Here is a 22,895-nt window from a genome sequence, read left to right as displayed (position 1 = left end):
GATCCCACACGAGCCAGCATTGGCAAGAACACAAATAAAGAAAAATATATTATCACCTGATAAAAACCATTCACAAATGACAGAATTCAAAGACCGCGTCGCCAAGTTGCGCGCACACCATGAAGAATTGATTACCCGTCAGAATGAGCCGCTGGAATGGGGCAACGGCATCTACACACGTTATAAATATCCTGTTCTCACTGCCGAGCACACGCCGCTGGAGTGGCGCTACGACTTCAATGAGAAGGATAATCCCTACCTGATGCAGCGCATCATGATGAACGCCACGCTCAACAGCGGAGCCATCAAGTGGCATGGCAAATACCTGCTTGTCGTGCGTGTGGAGGGTGCTGACCGCAAGAGCTTCTTCGCTGTTGCCGAGAGTCCAAACGGCGTAGACAACTTCCGTTTCTGGCCCGAGCCCATCACCATGCCCGAGGATGTGATCCCCGCCACCAATGTCTATGACATGCGTCTCACCGCCCACGAAGACGGATGGATCTATGGTGTGTTCTGCGCAGAGCGGCACGACGACAGTCAGCCCGGCGATCTGAGTGCCGCAACAGCCACAGCAGGTATCGCACGTACCAAGGACCTCGTCAACTGGGAACGCCTGCCGGACTTGAAATCAAAGAGCCAGCAACGCAACGTCGTGCTGCACCCTGAGTTTGTCGACGGAAAGTACGCCTTCTACACACGTCCTCAGGACGGCTTCATCGACGCTGGTTCCGGCGGTGGCATCGGATGGGCACTTGTCGACGACATCGAGCACGCTGAGGTGAAGGAAGAGAAGATCATCAACCTGCGCCACTATCACACCATCATGGAAGTGAAGAACGGTGAGGGTCCTCACCCCATCAAGACTCCTCAAGGTTGGCTCCATCTCGCCCACGGCGTACGCGGCTGTGCCAGCGGTCTGCGCTATGTGCTCTATATGTATATGACAGCTCTCGACGATCCCACACGCGTCATTGCCCAGCCGGGCGGCTATTTCCTCGTTCCTCAGGGCGAGGAGTATATCGGTGACGTGATGAACGTGGTGTTCTCCAACGGCTGGATTGCTGACGAAGACGGCAAGGTGTTTATCTACTACGCCTCTTCCGACACCCGTATGCACGTAGCCACCTCGACCATCGACAAGCTCGTCGACTACTGCATGCACACGCCCGCTGACGGCTTCGCCACCGGCAAGAGCGTGGAAACCATCAAGAAGCTCATCGCAAAAAACAAAGAAAACCTGAAATAAACAATAAGCGACACAAGCCTTTGTCAGAGCTCTAAAACCCTGACAAAGGCTTCGTCAATGAATCCTTACCAATGGCAAAAATCAAACTTTCAGAAAAAATCGGCTATGCGCTCGGTGATGCCGCTGCGGGCGGCATCACTTGGAAGATCATGTCAATAGCTTTCCCGCTGTTCTTCACCAATGTCTTCGGTCTGACATTCTACGACGCTGCCGTGCTGATGCTGGTGGCGCGTCTCATCGATGTCTTCATCGACCCTGTCATCGGCGTCATTGCCGACCGCACGCAGAGCCGCTGGGGCACCTACCGTCCTTGGGTCATCTTCGGCTCCATCCCCTTGGGTGTCATCTTCGCCCTGCTACTCTATACACCCGATCTCGGTCCTGTGGGCAAGCGTGTCTACGCTTACTTCTTCTATATACTGATGATGCTGGTCTATTCACTCGTCAATGTGCCGTTCGGCTCCTTGCTTGGTGTGATGACCGACGACGACAACGAGAAGAACCAGTTCTCCGCTTTCCGCATGGTGGGAGCCTATGCCATGGGCTTCGTCACCCTGCTCTCTTTCCCCTATCTTCAGAAGTTTGTCGGCGGCACTGACCAGCATCAGTATGCCGTGCTGGGTTGTTTCTTCGGTGCCCTCGCCGCTGCGGGCACACTGGCCTGCGGTCTGCTCACCAAGGAACGCCTGAAACCAGTGCGTGCCGAGAAGTTCTCGGGCAAGCAATTCGTGGACTTGGTGAAAAACAAACCTTGGATCTTCATGACGCTGACAGCCGTCTGCACCAACTTCTTCAATGGTTTTCGCTATGCCGTGGCCGGATATATGTTCTCCTACTGCATGGGCGGTGACATCACTGTAGGCAGCCTCATCATCAACTACACGGTGTTCATGGCCTTCGGCGAGGTGACCTGTATGATCTTCGGCGGTCTGTCGCCGGTCTGCACCAAATGGCTGGGCTCCAAGCGCAAGACGTTTATCTTCTCTGCCTTCATCTGCTTTGTGACCTCCGTCCTTTTCTTCTTCATCCCGATGAAGCCGGCATATATCTGGGTGATGATCGGCGTGACCATCCTCACTTCGGCCGGTGTAGGCATCTACTCCCCACTGCTGTGGTCAATGTATGCCGACGTGGCCGAATACGCAACGAAGAAGAACGGTACCTCCTCCACGGGTCTTATCTTCTCCTCCGGCACGATGGCACAGAAGTTTGGCACAGCTATCTCTGGTTCGCTGATCGCTATGTTCCTTGGTTTGGCCGGCGCGCACATGATCACCGACCAGTTTGGCAACCCCACCATCGACCCGCAGTCCATCACCGACTCCGTGCTGACGATGGTCTGGGCCCTGTTCTCTCTGTTCCCGGCAGCCTTTGCATTGATCATGATGCTGCTGTCATACCTCTATCCTATTAAGAAATAACAATTATGGAAACGCTCAAGAAAGAAATGAAACAGTGCCTTGAGAACAACATCCTCCGGTACTGGATCGATAAAGTCACCGACAATGAGCACGGCGGATACTACGGACGTGTCGACGGTCACGACCAAGTGCACCCTGAAGCAGAGAAGGGAGCCATCCTCAACGGACGTATTCTGTGGGCATTCTCCGCCGCCTACCGCGTGCTGAAAAAGCAGAAATATCTCGACGCCGCCACACGCGCCAAGGACTATATTCTCGATCACTTCATCGACAAAGAGTACGGTGGCGTGTACTGGAGCCTCGACTGTGAGGGCAAGCCCCTCGACACCAAAAAGCAGACCTACGCCATCGGCTTCGTCATCTATGGTCTCAGCGAGTATGCGCGCGCCACGGGCGACAAGCAAGCGCTCGACGCTGCCATCAAACTATACCACGACATTGAGGCTCATGCCTACGATGCCGTCAACGGCGGATACGTAGAGGCACTGACACGCGAATGGAATCCTATCGCCGACATGCGTCTCTCCGACAAGGACGAGAACGGTGCCAAGACGATGAACACACATTTGCATGTCATCGAACCTTATACCAACCTCTATCGCGTATGGCCTTCCAAGGAGTTGCGCGAGAGCATCCATCGGTTGCTCGACGTCTTCACCGACAAGCTATATAATAAGGAGACTCATCATCTCGACCTGTTCTTCGACAACGAGTGGCACGGACGCCGCAACATAGAGAGCTATGGTCACGACATCGAAGCTACCTGGCTGCTGTGGGAAACAGCCCTCGTGCTCGGTGAGGACGACGTGAAGACAAAGCTCGAACCCATTGTCGTGGACTTGGCAAAAGCCGCCGACGAAGGTCTGCAACCCGACGGCTCTATGATCTATGAGCACTGGAAGGACACCGGCAAGACCGACCGTCAGCGCCAGTGGTGGGTGCTCTGCGAGAATGTCATCGGCCATGTCAACCTCTATCAGTACTTCAACGACAAAGACGCGCTGACGGTGGCTAAGGACTGCTGGGCTTATATCGACAAGCATCTCGTGGATCACGTCAACGGCGAATGGCACTGGGCTGTCGACGACAACGGCAAGATCAATCTTGAAGACGACAAGGCCGGATTCTGGAAATGCCCTTATCACAACAGCCGCATGTGTCTGGAAATCATTGAACGACAATTTTAAAGCCCTACAACTATGAACAGCCACGTTTTGCATGAGATCACTCCACTGATGGACAAGGACATCCTCTATATAGTGGAGCGACACAAGAAAGAGTTCACCTATCCCATCCACTGCCATGAGGTCTGTGAACTGAACTTCGTTGAGAACGCCAGAGGTGTCAGGCGAATCGTGGGCGACAGCAGTGAAGTCATAGGCGACTATGATCTCGTGCTCATCAGCAGCAACGAGCTTGAGCACGTTTGGGAGCAAGGCGACTGCCATAGCGATGACATCCGGGAGATTACCGTGCAGTTTGATCTCGGCGATCTCAACGATGGTCTGCTGTCCAAGACACCCTTCGACAACATCCGAAAGATGCTCACAGAGGCGCAGAAAGGCATCGCTTTCCCCATCAGCACGATCATCAAGATCTACGAGAAGTTGGAGAATCTCGGGCACCAGGGCGACAAGTTCATGGCTACGATACAGTTCCTGGAGATTCTCAACACACTCGCAACCAGTGAAGGCATGAGGACGCTGGCCACGACAAGCTATGCCAAAGTGAACATCGAGGACGACAGCCGACGCATCCTCAAGGTGAAAAACTACATCGCTGAGAACTATATGAACGACCTCATGCTTGAAGATCTCTCCGGGATTGCCAACATGAGCAAGAGTTCTTTCAGCCGTTTCTTCAAGCAGCACACGGGACGCACGCTGAGCGATTACATCATCGACATACGCATGGGCAACGCCACACGCATGCTCATCGACACCAACGAGAGCGTTGGAGAGATCTGCTTCAAGTGCGGATACAACAACATGAGCAACTTCAATCGCATCTTTAAACGCAAGAAAGGATGCACGCCCAGTGAGTTCCGAGAGCAATACAAGAAGGTGAGGATTATCATCTGAAAATATTCGCAATCACAGAAAAAGACAAAAGCACTGTTTGACAGCCTAACACGCTGACAGACAGTGCTTTTTCTTTGTCTATTCATTTTGTCTATCGCACCATAGAAAAAGGCTGTTGCGACCATGGAAAGAAATCTCTATCTTTGCACCAGAGAAAAGAAAACAAGATTATCAACCACAAAAACACATAACATTATGAAGACTCTGAATTTCACCGGACTCAACAGCGAGCTCACTCTCAACGTCGTTAACGCTCTGGCTCAACTGCTCGCAGACTTCCAGATTCACTACACCAACCTGCGCAACCTCCACTGGAACGTCCGCGGACACGGCTTCTTCATCATGCACGAGAAATACGAGGAGCTCTACGACGACGCAGCCGCTAAGATCGACGAGGTCGCTGAGCGCATCCTCCAACTCGACGGTACGCCCGAGAGCCGCTTCTCCGCTTACCTCAAGGTGGCAAAGGTACAGGAACTCGACGTACCTGAGACTGGCTGCAACGCCGTGGAGTATGTCCTCGACACTCTCAAGACGCTCATCGCTCAAGAGCGCGAAGTACTCCGTTTGGCTGCCGACGCTGGCGACGAGGTCACCGTGGCACTGATGAGCGACTACCTCAAGGAGCAGGAGAAGACCGTTTGGATGCTCATAGCCTTCAACTCGCCCAAATGCGCTAAATGACGCAAAGGCGACGGCTCGCAAGCCCAACATAGCTTACTATACATAGAGAATTGATTCATCCTTTATCGCCGCATTGGCAAAGATTTCCCACCCGGAAACTTGCCGATGCGGCTTTTTTTTTTTAATTTTGCCGCAGATCATGCGGCGTTATTTGAAAGAGAATGCCGCAAACTCACCAAAAGCAGCACCATGTATATACACGAAAGAGACAACTGGACAGATTTCCGATGGGATGCCAATGCCATTTTACTCCCATTGGAACAGGCTTCCCATAAGTTAGGATCGCTTTATGGGCAATTAGGGCAACTGGGCTTTGACAGCCGTCTCGGTGCCATGGCCGAGAACCTCACCCACGACATAGTCTACTCATCTGAGATCGAAGGCATCAATCTCAATGCCGATCAGGTGCGGTCGTCCATAGCGCTTCGATTAGGAATAGAGAGCACGAAGTTTGTGGCTCCCTCGCACTATATCGATGCCGTGGTCGCTGTGATGCTCGATGCCGTTGAGCACTACGACCGTCCTATCACCAAGCAGATACTATGTGGCTGGCAGACAGCTTTCTTCCCTACGGGATTCAGTGCAGGCGAACAGATAGAGACAGGCAGATACAGAAGCCATGACGAGCATATCATCTCAGGTTATCTCGGGCGCGAAAGGGTGCACTATGTAGCTCCCAAGCCCGACAGAATAGAGACAGAGATGAGCCGGTTCATCGAATGGTTTAACAGCGAGACACAAGACTCCTATCTGATTCGCTCCGCCATTGCCCATTTCTGGTTTGTCTCCATCCATCCCTTTGAAGACGGAAACGGGCGGCTGGCAAGGATCCTGTCCGACATGATGCTCGCCCGCGGCGAAAAGAGTAAGTTCCGGTTCTACAATATATCCTCCGCTATCAATAGCGACAAGAAACACTATTACGAGATACTGGAGCGTGCGCAGAAAGGCAATGGTGACCTGACGGAATGGATACAATGGTATATCACCACGCTGATACGTGCTCTCGACACGTCTGCCGGTATGCTCAACCTGGTTCTGAACAAAGCTGTCTTCTGGAATCGTGCTCACGACCTGCCGATGACAGAGAGACAGAAACATACCATCAACCTGTTTCTTGACGGCTATGAGTCGAAGATAACCACAAAGCAATGGGCTGCACTCAACAAATGCTCAAAGGACACTGCCAACCGCGACATTCAGGATTTGGTTCAGAAGCACGTACTGAAAGAGGAGGTTCCAGGTGCCAAACGTCCAAGCTATGCCATCGTGTACATCGACAGCGACATCTCTCCGCTCTTCTCTCAGATACAAATCACTGGAAAAGGTAATGCAACCCGTCTGCTCACCACTTTTCAAGACGGCACTCCTATAGACATGCCGATACAAGCATTGGATGCTGAGCGCTATGAGAAAGGAGAGCTCCCGGCTTCCCTTCTGTTGAACAAATACTGCGCCTATCTGGTAAAATAGACCAAATTGCAACTCATACTGCCCTACTCTTACCACTCCTGCTCCTCCATGCTCTCACAAGGCGAAGCCTTCTCCGCCTCTCAGTGCCTCTATGTGAGAGATAATACCAAGCGTTTTCTTGGAATGCAACGCGCCCCCATATCAGCCTGAAGCGATATGGGGGCGCTTATATATAATAAGGTGTAGAGGATGCAACACAACGAGATGTGAACCCTCTACGCCCAAATTGCAGATTAATCTACATCGTTGCTGTGATCGAGCTTGTCGCTGAAGTCCTTAGGAGCCTCAGCATTGTCGTGATGCTCGAAGCGACGGGGACGACGCTCACCGCCGTTGTTGCCGCCTTCGCGACGCGGACGATGATCGCCACGCTCGCCACGTGGACGACGCTCACGCTCGACATAGCCCTCAGGCTTGTCGATGAGCACACGGTGAGAGAGCTTGTACTTACCGGTCTTAGGATCGATTTCAAGCAGCTTCACCTTGATCTTGTCGCCTTCCTTGATGCCAGCCTCCTCGACAGTCTCAAGGCGCTTCCAAGCGATCTCGGAGATGTGGAGCAAGCCTTCCTTGCCCGGCAGAATCTCTACGAAGCAACCGTAAGGCATGATGCTCTTCACCGTACCGTCGTAGACTTCACCGACCTCAGGCACAGCCACGATAGCCTTGATCTTGGCCAGAGCAGCGTCGATACTGTCCTTGTTGGGAGCAGAAACCTGCACCTTGCCCACACCGTCGGCCTCGTCGATGGTGATGGTAGCGCCCGTGTCTTCCTGCATCTGCTGGATGATCTTTCCGCCGGGACCAATGACAGCACCGATGAACTCCTTAGGAATGGTAAGGGCAACGATGCGGGGCACCTGCGGTTTCAGCTCCTTGCGGGGCTCAGAGATGGTCTTCATCATCTCGTTCATGATATGCTCACGGCCGGCCTTAGCCTGCATGAGGGCTTTCTCCAGAATCTCGAATGGCAGACCGTCGCACTTGATATCCATCTGAGTAGCGGTCAGACCGTCACGTGTACCTGTTGTCTTGAAGTCCATATCGCCGAGGTGATCCTCATCGCCGAGAATATCGCTCAGAATTGCGTAGCCTTCCTCACCGGGGTTATGGATGAGTCCCATGGCAATACCAGCCACCGGCTTCTTCATAGGAACACCGGCATCCATCAGTGCCAGCGTGCCGGCACAGGTAGTAGCCATAGAGCTTGAGCCGTTGGACTCGAGCACCTGGCTCACCAGACGCACGGTATAAGGGAAGTCCTCAGGGATCTGACCCTTCAGCGCACGCCATGCCAAGTGACCGTGACCAATCTCGCGACGGCCTACGCCGCGCTGTGCCTTAGCCTCACCGGTGCAGAATGGTGGGAAGTTATAGTGGAGCAGGAAACGCTGATAGCCGCGGTTGAGCACACCGTCGACCAACTTCTCGTCGAGCTTCGTACCGAGCGTACAGGTAGTGAGCGACATGGTCTCACCACGCTGGAAGATAGCTGATCCGTGGGGCATGGGCAGCGGCGAGACCTCACACCAGATAGGACGGATGTCGGTAGTGCCGCGGCCATCCATACGCAGGCCTTCGTCGAGGATGCAACGGCGCATGGCGTCGCGCATCACATCGGCATAGTAGCGGGTAGCCTCAGCGTGCTTCTCCTCGAGATCCTCCTCAGAGAGATCAGTGTGGGCGGCGTCGTACTTCTCCAGGAAGTCGGCGAGCACCTTGTCGTAAGCGTCGTTGCGCTCCTGCTTAGGCAGAGCCTTATGGTTGATCTCGTAGCAGGGCTTATAGAGTTCGTCTTTGATCTGCTGACGCAGGTCTTCGTCGTTGATCTCATCGTCGTACTCGCGCTTCTTGTCAGTGCCGAGTTCCTTAGCCAGCTCGTCCTGCAGCTCACACATCGGCTTGATGGCGGCGTGAGCAGCTTTGAGGGCGTCGATAAGGTCTTTCTCCTGAACCTCTTTCATCTCGCCTTCCACCATCATGATGTTGTCCTTGGTAGCACCGACCATCAAGTCCATGTCGGCGTCGGCCATCTGCTGGAAGGTGGGGTTGATCACGTACTCGCCGTTGATGCGAGCCACGCGTACCTCAGAGATTGTATAGTCAAAAGGAATGTCAGAGCAAGCCATAGCTGCGGATGCGGCAAAGCCTGCCAGTGCGTCGGGCTGATCTACGCCATCGGCGGAGAGCAACATCACCTGCACATACACCTCGCAGTGATAGTCAGAAGGGAAGAGAGGGCGCAGGGCACGGTCTACCAGACGGGAGACGAGGATCTCCTCATCGCTGGCTTTACCCTCACGCTTAGTGAATCCGCCCGGGAAGCGGCCTGCAGCACTGTACTGCTCACGATAGTCTACTTGCAAAGGCATGAAATCTGTTCCCGGAACTGCCTCTTTGGCTGCGCAAACGGTAGCAAGCAGCACGGTGTTGCCCATACGCAGGACAGCAGCGCCATCGGCTTGCTTTGCAACCTTTCCGGTTTCAATTGAGATGGTTCTTCCATCTGGCAACTGAACGGTTTTTGTAATTACGTTCATCTAAAATCTAAAAAACTTCGTTTTTGTACAAACATCAAAATAAATCGTGCAAATATACCTCTTTTATAGGACATAAGCAAATCACAGCGCGGAAATTTATTCTTTTTTATTAATGTATTCCTCACTTTGGTGGAATTGTCGCAATAGTAAGAACAAAAAAGCATGATGCACCGCAACAAACCTTGCGGTGCATCATGCTGGGTTTTGACACTGCCTCACTATAGTGGCAAGACACTCGCCGGGGGATGATAAAAGGAGAAGGCTGTAGGATGTTTCACCAACCCGCTCTATGCTCTCTGACCGAGCTGTTGGCACTTCTCCTCACCGAACTCCTTAGAGATGTAGTTATAGATGCTCTGACAAGCTGCCGCGGAGAACTCTTGGGCACAGGCGATGATGCTGTCCCACTGCTCCTCGGTGAGCCCGCGCTCGATGTCCTCGCGCGTGATACCATATTTCACCATACCATAGATGAGTCCGGCATTGAAGTTGTCGCCTGCGCCCACCGTGCTGACCGTAGGCGTCTCGATGGCAGGATAGCTCTTGCGGAAACCGTTGTCGGCACGCAACTCCACGGGGCGGGCACCCTGAGTGTAGATGAACTTCTTACAATAGAACGAGATCTCACTGTTGTAGACTTTGTCGGGATCGGTGAGCTTGTAGAGCACTTCAAAGTCCTCATGACTGCCGCGCACGATGTCGGCATACTCGAGATTTTCGAGATAATTGGGCGTGATCTTCATCACCTCGTCGCGGTGTGACGACCGAAAGTTGACGTCGTAGTAGATGATGGCACCGTGATTGCGCGCGTAGTCCAGCAGTCCGACGATCTGCGGACGAATGACGGGGTTGACGGCAAAGAACGAGCCGAAGATGACAATGTCGTCGGGCTGGATGTCGGGATAGACAAAGTCGAGCTGATCATGCGGGTGATCTTTATAGAAGATGTACTGCGCATCGTTGTTGTCATCGAGGAAGGCGAGCGAGACTGGCGACTTCGATTCCGGGAAGATATTGACGTTGGTAGTGTCCACTCCATTGTCTTTGAGAAAACACAGGATATTCTGTCCCACACGGTCGTTGCCGGTTTCACTGATGAAAGTGGTGCTCACGCCCGCACGCGCCATCGAGATGATGGCATTAAACGACGAGCCGCCAGGGTATGCACCGATGGGCTGCTCATGCTTGAAGATGATGTCAAGCACGGTCTCTCCTATTCCTATTACTTTTCGCATACTTAGTATATATTTTCCTTGGGGTGATTTCAAAGTGCAAATATCCGAAAAATATAGCATAAATCAAAGGGATTTTGCGTATTTTTGCAGGTGAAATGAAATATAACACCTTTACGCTGTCCAACGGACTGCGCATCATACATCTGCCCTCCACCGCTCCCGTGGTCTACTGCGGCTATCAGATCAACGCCGGATCTCGCAACGAAGACGCCGGCGAAGAGGGACTCGCGCACTTCTGCGAGCACACGACTTTCAAGGGCACTCAGCGGCGACACGCTCTCGAAATACTGAACTGTCTGGAGAGTGTCGGCGGTGACCTCAACGCGTTCACCAACAAGGAGGACACCACCTACTACGCCGCTATCCTCAAAGACCACATGCCGCGTGCGGTGGACTTGCTCACCGACATCGTCTTTCACTCGACCTATCCCCAACAGGAAATCGACAAGGAGGTGGAGGTGATCTGTGACGAGATTGAGAGCTACAACGACTCGCCCGCAGAACTCATCTACGACGAGTTTGAAAACCTCGTCTTTCACGGTCATCCTTTGGGCCATAACATCCTTGGCACCGCCGACCGCGTGCGGAGCTATACCACCGCTGACGCGCTGCGCTTTACGCACCGTTACTACCGTCCCGACAACGCGATTTTCTTCGCCTATGGCGATGTGGATTTCCACCGCCTCGTACGTCTGCTCGACAAAGCGACGAAGGACCTGAGCACTCTGAAGGGTGCAGATCAAGACCGGCTGCTACTTTCTACCGTCTCTTCCTCATCCATGACATCAAATGCCTCAAATGAGCCACTGCGACAAAAAGAGGAAGCGGTCAAAAGCAGCGTCAGCGACCTTCTACGACAAAAGGATGAGAAGACAGAAAACGCCTTGGAAGGCAAACTGCGACAAAAAGATGAATTGTTGCCCGGCGACACATATATTATTGATAAACAGACACATCAGGCTCATGTGATGGTTGGACACAGAGCCTACGACGTACATGACAACCGCAGAATAGCGCTCTATCTGCTCAACAACATCATCGGCGGACCGGGAATGAACGCTAAGCTCAACCTCGCACTGCGGGAACGCAACGGACTCGTCTACACCGTGGAGAGTACAATGGTCAGCTATGGCGATACGGGAATATGGAGTGTATACTTCGGCTGCGACGAGCACGACATCAAACGGTGCCTCCGGCTGACGCGTGGCGTGGTGGAGAAGTTCATCGATCAGCCGTTGACCGAGCGTCAACTCCACGCTGCGAAGAAGCAGATCAAAGGGCAGATCGGTGTGGCATGCGACAATCGTGAGAACTTTGCCCTGGACTTTGGCAAGAGCTTCCTCCACTATGGTTGGGAGAAAGATGTCACCGCGCTCTATGAGAAAATCGACGCTGTGACAGCAGAACAGATCCAGCAGGTCGCAGCAGACGTCATGGCACCGGAGAGGTGGACCACGCTGATCTATAAATAGGGCCGATATATTCTTGACAAAAGAGTGTTGTGAAAAAGAATCGTTCCAGAGAGGGCGGAGAGAAAACAGAAGAGCGGAAACAGCTCAAAAGGGCTGTTATGAGACAGAAAGAGTGGCTTGCTGTTGTCATCTCGGTGACTTTTAGCGATGAAATCGCTTGTTTTGTCAGCTCATCTCGGTTGTTTTGTCAGCTCATCTCGGCTATTTGATCATAAGACAAGAGGCTTTGATGTCGTCAAAACATCTCTTTTGTAGGATGTAAAATACACAAAAACGAGGAGCGGTGTTGTGCTTATCAAATTAATATCGTATATTTGCAGCAGATAATATCAAGCGATGATGCGACGTTGGCTTGAGTGATTCGTTTTACTTTTTAATCAATAGTAATATGCAGATTCGTATTAACCCAGAGACATGTATCAAATGTGGCAGTTGCGTGGCGGTGTGCCCTGTAAGCATCTTCCGCCAGTCAGCGCCCCGCACTCCAGTCACCATAGAGCGTGCGGAAGCCTGTATCAAGTGCGGACATTGCGTAGATGTCTGTCCTACAAACTCCATCGATCATGAACTCTTCCCCTTGGAGCGCCTTCATGAGATAGACTATCATCAGATGCCGACACCCGAACAACTGATGAATCTGATTCATGCGCGCCGTTCCAACCGTACTTTCCTCAAGAAAGAGGTGCCAGCCTCTTCCGTTGCGATGATGCGTGAGGCTGCTCTCTATGCGCCTACTGCCGGCAACAACCAAATGGTAGAGTTGAATGTGGTCTGTGATCCGGACAAGATCGTCGACATCATCCGCTTCACCATCGACACCCTTGGCGAGCATCTCGACATCCTTGGCCCCAACTATGCGGGCGTAGTCAGCGGAGCACGTCAGGCTTTTGAGCATGGCAAGGACATCATTCTTCGCGGCGCACCCTACGTGATGGTCTTTGCTTCCGACCATAGTTTCGGAGCCGCCGACTGCAATCTCGCTTATCAGAATGCCTCGCTGATGGCGCAGAGCTTAGGCGTGAGCCAGTTCTACATGGGCTTCGTCATGACCGCTACAGCCTTGGCAGACCCGGATCGTGTGAAGGAACTCTTCGGCGTGAAGCAGAAGGTACAGGCACTGATGGGCTTCGGCATGCCTCGTCTTCGCTATAAGCGTTACGCCGAGCGGGGATAACGGATTTCGGCTTACAGGCCTCACAGACGGCTGTGAGGCCCGTTGCGTGTGAGAGGATAGAGGCTGTCGTACGATCGCTTTGAAGGTGGCGACAGACAATTCACCCAAGAAAACTTGCAGAAGTCAATTGAAAGCATTATATTTGCAACATATAAGCAACTTTTCAATTATCAGTAAGGAGGTAATAGCATGAATGTGGCATCAATGAACAATCTATGGGATTATCTTTCAGGTTTATCCTTGACAGCAAGAAACAAGCAGTGGCTCTCCCAGAAACTGTTGGAGTCCGCAAAGCAGAAAAAAGTCTCATCAAAAGCAGAGGAGGCTCTTAGTAAATTGGATGGTTGTTGGGCCTGCGAAGATATAGATGATACATTAGAACATGATATATTGAACATAAGAAATCATGAAGCAAGGGCAGTGGAATCAATGGATGATTAGCTATGAAGAGATACTTGGTTGATACCAACATATGGATACATTTTTTCAAAGATAAGTATGGCGTTAGAGACAAAATCCTGAACGTCAACGCTGAGCAATTGTGCGTGTCTGAGATTTCTGTTGCGGAATTGACTTATGGAGCATACCATAGCAGTAATAAACCAAAACATTTGCAGGAAGTACATTTGGTACGAGACAATTTCTGTCTTTATACGATCTCGGAATGCATAGATGATTATGCGAAATTGAGAGACAAGTTGTCCAAGCAAGGACGTACCGTGGAGAACTTTGATTTACTGATCGCAGCAACAGCTATCCATTATCAATTGATCTTAGTGACAGAAAATGTTAAGCATTTCAAGAACATTCCTGGCTTGAAGATTGAGAACTGGGCGGACAGAGAAGCGTAACTAAGACGAATACATGATGGTGATGTCTCTATGTACACCACATGTACACAGCTAAAACGAAAAAAGGAGTTAGATTTACTCTAACTCCTTGATTTGTAATGCGCTCCAGGATGGGCTTGAACCAACGACCCCCTGATTAACAGTCAGGTGCTCTAACCAACTGAGCTACTGAAGCAGTGTGCGTGTCATTTCTGATTTGCGGTTGCAAAGGTACGGACATTCCTTGAAACCACCAAATGTTTTTGCAACTTTTTTTCGAGAAAGATGATTTTATGGTCTCTTTTTCGTATCTTTGCACCCGTGATACATTTAATATATACGGAAAACGACATAAAAAAGATATGAGAAAGACGTTTCTGACACTTGCCTGTCTGCTGCTCACCACCATGAGCTGGGCACAGGCAGACGCTGACCACAACTTCAAGGTGGCGAAGAACCTCGAAGTGTTCAACACCATCTACCGCAACCTCGACATGATGTATGTCGACACGCTCGACGCTGACGAGGTGGTGGGCTACGGCATCAATTCCATGCTCCACTCGCTTGACCCCTATACCGAATACTATCCTGAGGACAAGAGCAAGGACGTGAAGATGATGCTCACAGGCAAGTATGCCGGCATCGGCTCGCTGATCCGCTATAACTTCAAGCTTGGTCGCGTGTGCATCGATGAGCCTTACGAAAACATGCCGGCGGCGGAAGTGGGACTGAAGAAGGGCGACATCATCCTCAGCATCGACGGTGAGGACATGACCAAGCGCGACAACAACTATGTCAGCGACCACCTGCGTGGCGATGCCGGAACAACGTTTCTGCTGAAAGTTCTGCGCCCTTCCACCGGTAAGGAGATGAAGTTCAAGATCACGCGCCGCGCTATCCAGTTGCCCGCTGTCCCTTATTATGGCTTGCAGCAAGACGGTATCGGCTATCTCAACCTCAACCAGTTCACCGAAGGTTGCGGCAAGATTGTGCGCAACGCCATCATCGACATGAAGAAGCAGGGCATGAAAGCGCTCGTCTTCGACTTGCGCGGCAACGGCGGCGGATCGGAGCCGGAGGCAGTGAATGTCGTCAACTGCTTTGTGCCGAAAGGCAAGCTTGTGGTGAGCAACCGTGGTAAGGTGAAGCGTATGAACCAGGATTATCGTACTACCGTGGAGCCCGTAGATACCGTCATGCCCGTGGTGGTGCTTGTCAACGGCAACAGTGCGTCTGCCTCAGAGATCACCAGCGGTGCCTTGCAGGATATGGATCGAGCCGTGGTCATGGGCACGAAGACCTACGGCAAAGGACTTGTGCAGACCGTGATGGACCTGCCCTACAACGGCAAGATGAAGCTGACGACGAATAAATACTATATCCCTTCGGGCCGCTGCATCCAGAAGATCAACTATAAACACGCCAACGGCGGATCGACCGAAGTCGTTGCCGACTCGCTCAAGCGCACCTTCTACACTGCCCACGGACGCAAGGTGATGGACGGCGGTGGCATTGTGCCTGACGTGGAGGTGAAGGCCGACTCCATGTCAAACCTCGCTTATTATCTCGCTGCCGTAAAGGACTCCGATGAGCTCGTCACCAGCTACGAGGTCGACTATATCGCCAAGCATCCGACCATCGGACCGGCAGCTACGTTTGACCTCAGCGATGCCGACTACGAAGAGTTTAAGCAGCGCGTGCTCAACAGCCATTTTAAATACGATGCCATGAGCGAGAAGACACTCGACAACCTTGAGAAGGTGGCGAAGTTTGAGGGTTATTATGACGACGCAAAACCAGAGTTTGAGGCGCTGAAGAAAAAGCTCAAGCACAACCTTGCCAAGGATCTCGACTTCAACAAGGAGGGTATCAAACAGCTGCTCGCCAGCGACATCGTCTCGGCTTACTACTATCAGCGTGGTGCCATCCTCAACACGCTGCGCTACGACAAGCAGGTGCAGGCTGCCTACGCCTTGCTCAAGGATCCCAAACGCTATGCTGCTATTCTCACAGCGGGCGAGAGGAATAAAAAATAGCCAGGAGCTTGCGCTTCATGCTTTTTTGTATGAAAACACAGTATTTTAGCAGTGTGGAAGCAAAAAAGTAGGATCGATTGAATGGAATATGGAAAAAAAATAGTAACTTTGCAGTGTTCAGTGGAATGAGGGGCTCCCGAGAGCTCCTCATTTTTTTATAAACGCATGTTTTTTAACTGCATGATATGATAGACAAGAACGTCGTAAAACAATTAGTGAATGAGTGGCTGGAGGACAAAGACTACTTCTTGGTGGATGTCAATGTTACGCCCGATGACAAGATTACTGTTGAAATTGACCATGCTGACGGCGTGTGGATCGAAGACTGCGCAAAGCTGAGCCAGTATATCGAGGACCATCTCAGCCGCGACGACGAGGACTATGAGCTCGAAGTGGGATCGGCAGGTCTCGGACAGCCTTTCAAGGTGGAACAGCAATACCACAACTTTGTGGGCGAGCCCGTGGAAGTGCTCCAGGCTGACGGACAGAAGGTACGCGGCATCCTCAAGAGTGTCGACGGACGAGACTTCGTGGTCACTGTCAACGAAAAGGTGAAAGTTGAAGGCAAGAAACGTCCCGTGAAGATGGACGTGGACCACAACTTCAACATGGATGAGGTGAAATATACCAAATACCTCATCAACTTCAAATAAGCTCCAGGCCTGAGTGTGGCTCAGGTCGTGGTGCAGATTTCTGTAACGAGAAAACAATAAAGAAAAAGATATATGGTAGCAAGAAAGAAAGACGACGAGCAAGTGTCGATGATCGACTCCTTCCGGGAGTTTAAAGATACCAAGAACATCGACCGTACTACGCTCGTGAGCGTGCTGGAGGAAAGCTTCCGCAACGTGCTGGCAAAGATCTACGGCAGCGACGAGAACTTTGACGTCATCGTCAACCCCGACAAGGGTGACTTTGAGATTTACCGCAACCGTGTGGTAGTCGCCGACGGCGAGGTGGCTGACGAGAACAAGGAGATCAGCCTCACCGACGCGCGCAAGATTGAGCCCGACTACGAGGTCGGCGAGGAAGTGTCCGAGTCGGTCGACTTCGCTAAGTTCGGCCGCCGTGCCATCCTCACGCTGCGTCAGACACTGGCCAGCAAGGTGCTGGAGTTGGAGCACGATCAGCTTTACAACAAATACAAGGACAAGGTCGGCCAGGTCATGGCCGCTGAGGTCTATCAGGTGTGGAAACGCGAGGTGCTCCTCGTCGACGATGACAACAACGAACTCATCCTGCCCAAGAGCGAGCAGATCCCCGGTGACATGTATCGTAAGGGCGAGACCGTGCGTGCCGTCATCGAGCGTGTCGACAACGAGAACAACAATCCGAAGATCATTCTCTCCCGTACCAGCCCTACCTTCCTGCAGCGTCTGCTGGAACAGGAGGTTCCCGAGATCGCCGACGGTCTGATTGCCATCAAGAAGATCGCGCGCATGCCCGGAGAGCGTGCCAAGGTGGCAGTCGAGAGCTATGACGACCGTATCGATCCGGTAGGTGCATGCGTCGGTGTGCGCGGCAGCCGTGTCCACGGCATTGTGCACGAGCTCAACAACGAGAACATCGACGTCATCAACTGGACGGCCAACACCAAGCTGTTTATCCAGCGTGCGTTGAGTCCTGCTACCGTGACGAGCATCACCATCGACGAAGAGAACAAGAAGGCCGACGTCTATCTCCAGCCCGATCAGGTCAGCCTGGCCATTGGTCGTGGCGGTCTGAACATCAAGTTGGCTTCCATGCTGACCGAATACACCATCGATGTGTACCGTGTCGTCAAGGACGGCGAGCAGAACCCGGAGGAGGACGATGTCTATCTCGATCAGTTCAGCGACGAAATCGACCAGTGGATCATCGATTCCATCAAGGGTATTGGACTTGAGACCGCCAAGGCCGTCCTCAATGCTCCCCGCGAGATGCTGGTGGAGAAGGCCGATCTGGAGGAAGAGACCGTCGACCATGTGCTCGAAGTGCTGCGCAAGGAGTTTGAGAACTAACAGACAACTCCGCACGGCGTACACATCACACATATATTAATTTAAACGAAAGTAGAACATATCAGGGTATATGAGCATCAGATTAAACCAAGCATTACGAGAATTAAACATAGGAATGCAAACGGCAGTTGAATTCCTGCAAAAGAAGAGCGAGTTGGGCGAGGTGAAAGCGGACCTTAGCTATAAGCTCAATGAGAAGCAGCACGCTGCGCTTGTTGAGGCTTTCAAGCAAGATGCCGCCTTGCGCACCGATGCCGAGAAGCTCTTCGGTAAGAAGAAGGACAAGAAGCGTCCGCAGACCGCTAAGCCGGCAGAGACACACACTGGCAGCAGTGTGCTGGAAGGCACAGGTCATCAGACCTACAAGCCGCTGGGCAAGATTGACCTCAGCACAGTAGGCAAGAAACCGGTGGTCATCAAGTCTGATGCTTCTCAACCCAAGAAAGCAGAGCCGACGACTGCTGCCGTCAGTCATCCTCAGCCTGCTCCTGCTCAGCAGAAAGCCGGGCAGCAACCGGCACGTGTGCAGACTGCTGACAACGCAGCTGCCAAGCCGCAGTCGCAGAATCCAAAGCCCGAGCAGGCCAAGACTGAGCCCGCAAAGCAGGAATCCAAGGCAGAGAACCATGTGGAGAAAGCCGCCGACGCTCTGCAGAAGCAGGAGCCGGTGAAGCCCGCAGCACAGAAGAGCGAGCAGAAACCCGCTCAGAAACCTGCCGCTCCGAAGATCGCAGCCGTGAAGGTGGCTGAGGTCGTCGAGCCCAAGCCGGGCAGCAAGGTGTTCCAGCTCTCCAGCGAGAAGAAGATCCTCAGCACGCCAAAGGTCAACGTACTCGGTAAGATTGATCTCGACTCGATCAACCAGAGCACGCGTCCGAAGAAGAAGTCCAAGGAAGAGCGCCGTCGTGAGCGCGAGGCCAAGCAGAACGGTGGCAACGGTGGCAACAACGACCACAAGAAGCGCCAGCGCATCAACAAGGACCGTGTCGACATCAATGCAGCTGCCAACCAACAAGGTAATGGTAATGGTCAGGGCAAGAAAAAGAAAAACCGCAAGCGTGGCGGACAGAAGCCCGCTGAGGTTACCGAGGAGGATGTAGCACGTCAGGTCAAGGAGACGCTTGCCCGCTTGACGAGCAAGCAGAGCCAGACCAAGAAGGGCGCTAAGTACCGTAAGGAGAAGCGCGAGGCTGTGCAGGAGAAACTCAACCAGGAGGCTCGTGCCGAGAAGAAAGAGAGCAAGACGCTGAAGCTCACCGAGTTCGTGACAGTCTCTGAGTTGGCTACGATGATGAACGTCGGTGTCAACCAGGTCATCTCCACACTGATGAGCATTGGCGTGATGGCTTCTATCAACCAGCGCCTCGATGCTGAGACCATCAACCTGGTGGCTGACGAGTTCGGTTTCAAGACCGAGTATGTCAGTGCTGAGGTACAGGAGGCTGTCAGCGAGGAGCAGGACGACGAGAGCGAACTCGTGCCACGTGCGCCGATCGTGACCGTCATGGGTCATGTCGACCATGGTAAGACATCGTTGCTCGACCATATTCGCAATACCAACGTCATCGCCGGTGAGGCTGGTGGCATCACCCAGCACATTGGTGCTTATAGTGTCACACTGAAGAACGGCCGCAAGGTGACGTTCCTCGACACGCCGGGTCACGAAGCCTTCACCGCCATGCGTGCACGTGGTGCACAGGTGACGGATATAGCCATCATCATCATTGCCGCTGACGACAGCGTGATGCCTACCACCAAGGAGGCTATCGCTCACTGTCAGGCTGCCGGTGTGCCGATGGTGTTTGCCATCAACAAGATTGATAAGCCGGGAGCCAATCCCGACAAGATACGTGAGGACTTGGCACAGATGAACCTCCTCGTCGAGGAGTGGGGCGGTAAGTATCAGTGCCAGGAGATCAGTGCCAAGAAGGGTATCGGTGTCGATGACCTGATGGACAAGGTGCTCTTGGAGGCCGATATGCTCGACCTCAAGGCCAACCCCAACCGCAAGGCTACCGGTACGGTCATCGAGAGCTCGCTCGACAAGGGCCGTGGCTATGTGTCCACAGTATTGGTGAGCAATGGTACGCTCCATGTGGGTGACTATGTCATCGCCGGTACCAGCTGGGGCCGTGTCAAGGCTATGTTCAACGAGCGTAACCAGCGCATCGACGACGTGAAGCCTGCTGAGCCCGCTATCGTACTCGGTCTGAATGGCGCACCGACGGCCGGCGACCAGTTCCATGTGCTTGACACAGAGCAGGAGGTGCGCGATATCGCCAACAAGCGTGAGCAACTCCAGCGTGAGCAGAGCCTGCGCACACAGACCCGTCTGACACTGAGCGACATCTCGCACCGTATCGCACGTGGTGAGTTCCACGAGATGAATATCATCGTCAAGGGTGATACCGACGGTTCCGTGGAGGCTCTGAGCGACTCGTTCATCAAGCTGTCTACCGAGAAGGTACAGGTCAAGGTCATCTACAAGGCCGTTGGTCAGATCTCGGAAAACGATGTCACGCTGGCCGATGCTTCCGATGCTATCATCGTAGGCTTCCAGGTACGTCCTTCGGCTGCTGCCCGTAAGCTCGCCGACAACGACGGTGTGGAGATCAACACTTACTCAGTCATCTACGATGCCATCGACGACGTAAAGTCTGCTATGGTCGGTATGCTCGACAAGGTGAAGAAGGAAATCGTCACCGGACAGGTAGAGGTCAAGCAGGTCTTCAAGATTTCCAAGGTCGGAACTATCGCCGGTGGTCTTGTCACCGAAGGCAAAGTCCACAACAAGGACAAGGCCCGTGTGGTTCGCGACGGCATTGTCATACACACAGCTCCTATTGCTGCCCTGAAACGCTATAAGGACGATGCCAAAGAGGTTGCCGCCGGACTGGAGTGCGGTATCTCGCTCGTCAACTACAACGACATTCAGGTGGGCGACCAGCTTGAGACCTTCACCGAGGTGGAGGTAGAGCAGAAGCTCTAAACGGCGGCGAGAGGTGCGCGGCACCTATATATATAATAAGGTGTATCGAACATGATATAGGGTAGGGGCGCAATAGGTCAGATCTGTTGCGCCCCTGCTTTTTCAATATTGCCGACAAGGACAGAAGCTTGACAAATTACCACATTTGTGACCGCTTTGACTTGTCCCAAGCCATGTGGCACGTTGTTTGTCGCTTTGAGGCTGACGACAATGGTGTCATATTTCCAATCTCTATATATTATCATTTATGGAAATACAAATCAACGATAAAGAAAAGAACAAGTTCGTCAGGGAAGTGGCGGAGCAGAAGTACGAGTACGGCTTCACCACCGATGTCCATACAGACATCATCCCCAAGGGACTCAACGAGGATGTGGTACGTCTGATCTCGCAGAAGAAAGGCGAGCCAGACTGGCTTCTCGACTTTCGTTTGAAGGCTTACCGCTATTGGCTCACGCTGCCCGTGCCCACATGGGGCCACGTGCATGTGCCGCACATCGACTTTCAGGCTATCTCGTACTATGCCGATCCGCTGGCCAAGAAGCCCAAAAACAAGGAGATAGACCCTGAGCTGGAGAAGACTTTCGACAAACTTGGCATCCCCTTGGAGGAGCGGCTCGCGTTGAGCGGTACGGCTGTCGACGCTGTCATGGACTCGGTGTCGGTGAAGACAACCTTCAAGAAACAGTTAGCTGAGAAGGGTATCATCTTCTCCAGTATCGGTGAGGCCGTCAAGCAGCATCCTGACCTCGTGCGTCAGTATCTCGGCAGTGTGGTGTCCTATCGCGACAACTTCACTTCGGCACTCAACTCGGCAGTGTTCTCTGACGGTAGCTTTGTCTATATTCCCAAAGGCGTGCGCTGCCCGATGGAGCTGAGCAGCTACTTCCGCATCAACGCCCGCAACACCGGACAGTTTGAGCGTACGCTGATCATTGCCGATGACGATGCTTATGTGAGCTATCTCGAAGGCTGTACGGCACCGATGCGCGACGAGAATCAGCTCCATGCAGCTGTCGTGGAGATCGTGGTGATGAACAATGCTGAGGTGAAGTACTCTACTGTGCAGAACTGGTACCCCGGCGATGAGCATGGTAAAGGTGGTGTCCTCAACCTCGTCACCAAACGTGGTGACTGCCGTGGTGTCAACTCAAAGCTCAGCTGGACACAGGTAGAGACGGGGTCGGCCGTGACGTGGAAATATCCTTCCTGCGTGCTGCGTGGCGATAACTCTCAGGCCGAGTTCTACAGTGTGGCCGTGACCAACAACTATCAGGAAGCTGACACGGGTACGAAGATGATCCATATCGGCAAGAACACCAAGAGCACGATCATCTCAAAGGGTATCTCTGCCGGGCACAGCCAAAACTCCTATCGTGGGCTTGTGCGTGTAGCTCCGGGTGCCGAGAATGCCCGTAACTACAGTTCGTGCGACTCTCTGCTGCTGGGTTCTGACTGCGGTGCGCATACCTTCCCCTATATGGACATCCACAACGACACCGCCGTCGTGGAACATGAGGCGACGACCTCTAAGATTTCCGAGGACCAGCTCTTCTATTGCAATCAGCGCGGTATCCCCACAGAGGATGCCGTCGGGCTCATCGTCAACGGCTATGCCAAGGAGGTGCTCAACAAGCTGCCTATGGAGTTTGCCGTGGAGGCACAGAAACTGTTGTCCGTCTCTTTGGAGGGAACCGTAGGATAAACAAACTTA

At 52.8% G+C, this 22,895-nt stretch carries 17 protein-coding genes and 1 tRNA gene; 15 read left to right on the top strand and 3 right to left on the bottom strand.

Annotated elements, in window-relative coordinates:
* Positions 1-76 precede the first annotated feature (76 nt).
* From NG346_RS03470 to NG346_RS03445, 6 genes are all read left to right on the top strand, one after another.
* A complete protein-coding gene (locus tag NG346_RS03470; protein WP_262280964.1) occupies positions 77-1,246 on the top strand; it encodes a glycoside hydrolase family 130 protein in 1,170 nt (389 codons plus the stop codon).
* A 71-nt stretch (positions 1,247-1,317) separates the two neighbouring features.
* The gene (locus NG346_RS03465) at positions 1,318-2,667 is read left to right on the top strand and encodes an MFS transporter (RefSeq protein ID WP_262280963.1); all 1,350 of its coding nucleotides are present in this window, start codon (positions 1,318-1,320) and stop codon (positions 2,665-2,667) included.
* A gap of 5 nt (positions 2,668-2,672) precedes the next feature.
* A complete protein-coding gene (locus NG346_RS03460) occupies positions 2,673-3,854 on the top strand; it encodes an AGE family epimerase/isomerase (protein ID WP_263010675.1) in 1,182 nt (393 codons plus the stop codon).
* Positions 3,855-3,866: 12 nt separating this feature from the next.
* On the top strand, positions 3,867-4,748 hold the full coding sequence (locus NG346_RS03455; protein ID WP_262280962.1) for an AraC family transcriptional regulator: 882 nt from the start codon (positions 3,867-3,869) through the stop codon (positions 4,746-4,748).
* Positions 4,749-4,943: 195 nt separating this feature from the next.
* On the top strand, positions 4,944-5,432 hold the full coding sequence (locus NG346_RS03450) for a Dps family protein (protein ID WP_262280961.1): 489 nt from the start codon (positions 4,944-4,946) through the stop codon (positions 5,430-5,432).
* Positions 5,433-5,621: 189 nt separating this feature from the next.
* Positions 5,622-6,905 (top strand): Fic family protein, encoded by a 1,284-nt coding sequence (locus tag NG346_RS03445; protein ID WP_154533907.1) that lies wholly within the window; start codon positions 5,622-5,624, stop codon positions 6,903-6,905.
* Between the two features lie 233 nt (positions 6,906-7,138).
* Here NG346_RS03445 and pnp read toward each other — a convergent pair whose 3' ends face one another.
* Positions 7,139-9,445 (bottom strand): polyribonucleotide nucleotidyltransferase, encoded by a 2,307-nt coding sequence (pnp, locus tag NG346_RS03440; protein ID WP_262280960.1) that lies wholly within the window; start codon positions 9,443-9,445, stop codon positions 7,139-7,141.
* A 287-nt stretch (positions 9,446-9,732) separates the two neighbouring features.
* Positions 9,733-10,680, bottom strand: coding sequence for a carbohydrate kinase family protein (locus tag NG346_RS03435; protein WP_262288326.1), 948 nt, complete (start codon positions 10,678-10,680; stop codon positions 9,733-9,735).
* Between the two features lie 95 nt (positions 10,681-10,775).
* Between NG346_RS03435 and NG346_RS03430 the strand changes: the two genes are divergently transcribed.
* The 4 genes from NG346_RS03430 (at position 10,776) to NG346_RS03415 (ending at position 14,177) form a co-directional block, all read left to right on the top strand.
* A complete protein-coding gene (locus tag NG346_RS03430; protein ID WP_262288325.1) occupies positions 10,776-12,152 on the top strand; it encodes a M16 family metallopeptidase in 1,377 nt (458 codons plus the stop codon).
* A 388-nt stretch (positions 12,153-12,540) separates the two neighbouring features.
* Positions 12,541-13,326 carry a nitroreductase family protein gene (locus NG346_RS03425; RefSeq protein WP_262288324.1) on the top strand — a complete coding sequence of 262 codons (786 nt, stop codon included), beginning with the start codon at positions 12,541-12,543 and terminating at the stop codon, positions 13,324-13,326.
* A gap of 189 nt (positions 13,327-13,515) precedes the next feature.
* Positions 13,516-13,767 (top strand): hypothetical protein, encoded by a 252-nt coding sequence (locus tag NG346_RS03420; protein WP_262280214.1) that lies wholly within the window; start codon positions 13,516-13,518, stop codon positions 13,765-13,767.
* 2 nt (positions 13,768-13,769) lie between these two features.
* Positions 13,770-14,177, top strand: a complete 408-nt coding sequence (locus NG346_RS03415) for a PIN domain-containing protein (protein WP_262280215.1) — start codon at positions 13,770-13,772, stop codon at positions 14,175-14,177.
* A gap of 101 nt (positions 14,178-14,278) precedes the next feature.
* On the opposite strand, the gene NG346_RS03410 is transcribed toward NG346_RS03415, so the two are convergent.
* A tRNA-Asn gene (locus NG346_RS03410) sits at positions 14,279-14,352 on the bottom strand.
* A 166-nt stretch (positions 14,353-14,518) separates the two neighbouring features.
* On the opposite strand from NG346_RS03410, the gene NG346_RS03405 reads away from it, so the two are divergent.
* The 5 genes from NG346_RS03405 to sufB all read left to right on the top strand — a co-directional run bounded on the left by NG346_RS03405 (position 14,519) and on the right by sufB (position 22,886).
* Entirely contained in the window at positions 14,519-16,192 is a 1,674-nt protein-coding gene (locus NG346_RS03405; protein WP_262288323.1) for a S41 family peptidase, read from the top strand.
* A gap of 185 nt (positions 16,193-16,377) precedes the next feature.
* On the top strand, positions 16,378-16,845 hold the full coding sequence (rimP, locus tag NG346_RS03400) for a ribosome assembly cofactor RimP (protein WP_262280217.1): 468 nt from the start codon (positions 16,378-16,380) through the stop codon (positions 16,843-16,845).
* Between the two features lie 72 nt (positions 16,846-16,917).
* Positions 16,918-18,192, top strand: coding sequence for a transcription termination factor NusA (gene nusA, locus NG346_RS03395; protein ID WP_262280218.1), 1,275 nt, complete (start codon positions 16,918-16,920; stop codon positions 18,190-18,192).
* A gap of 70 nt (positions 18,193-18,262) precedes the next feature.
* Positions 18,263-21,181, top strand: coding sequence for a translation initiation factor IF-2 (gene infB / locus NG346_RS03390; protein WP_262288322.1), 2,919 nt, complete (start codon positions 18,263-18,265; stop codon positions 21,179-21,181).
* A gap of 247 nt (positions 21,182-21,428) precedes the next feature.
* Positions 21,429-22,886, top strand: a complete 1,458-nt coding sequence (gene sufB, locus NG346_RS03385) for a Fe-S cluster assembly protein SufB (RefSeq protein WP_263010674.1) — start codon at positions 21,429-21,431, stop codon at positions 22,884-22,886.
* The last annotated feature ends 9 nt before the right edge of the window (positions 22,887-22,895 follow it).

This window comes from Hallella absiana (genome assembly GCF_025457485.1).
GTDB classification, from domain to species: Bacteria; Bacteroidota; Bacteroidia; order Bacteroidales; family Bacteroidaceae; genus Prevotella; species Prevotella absiana.
This window is presented reverse-complemented; position numbering and strand designations above follow the sequence as displayed.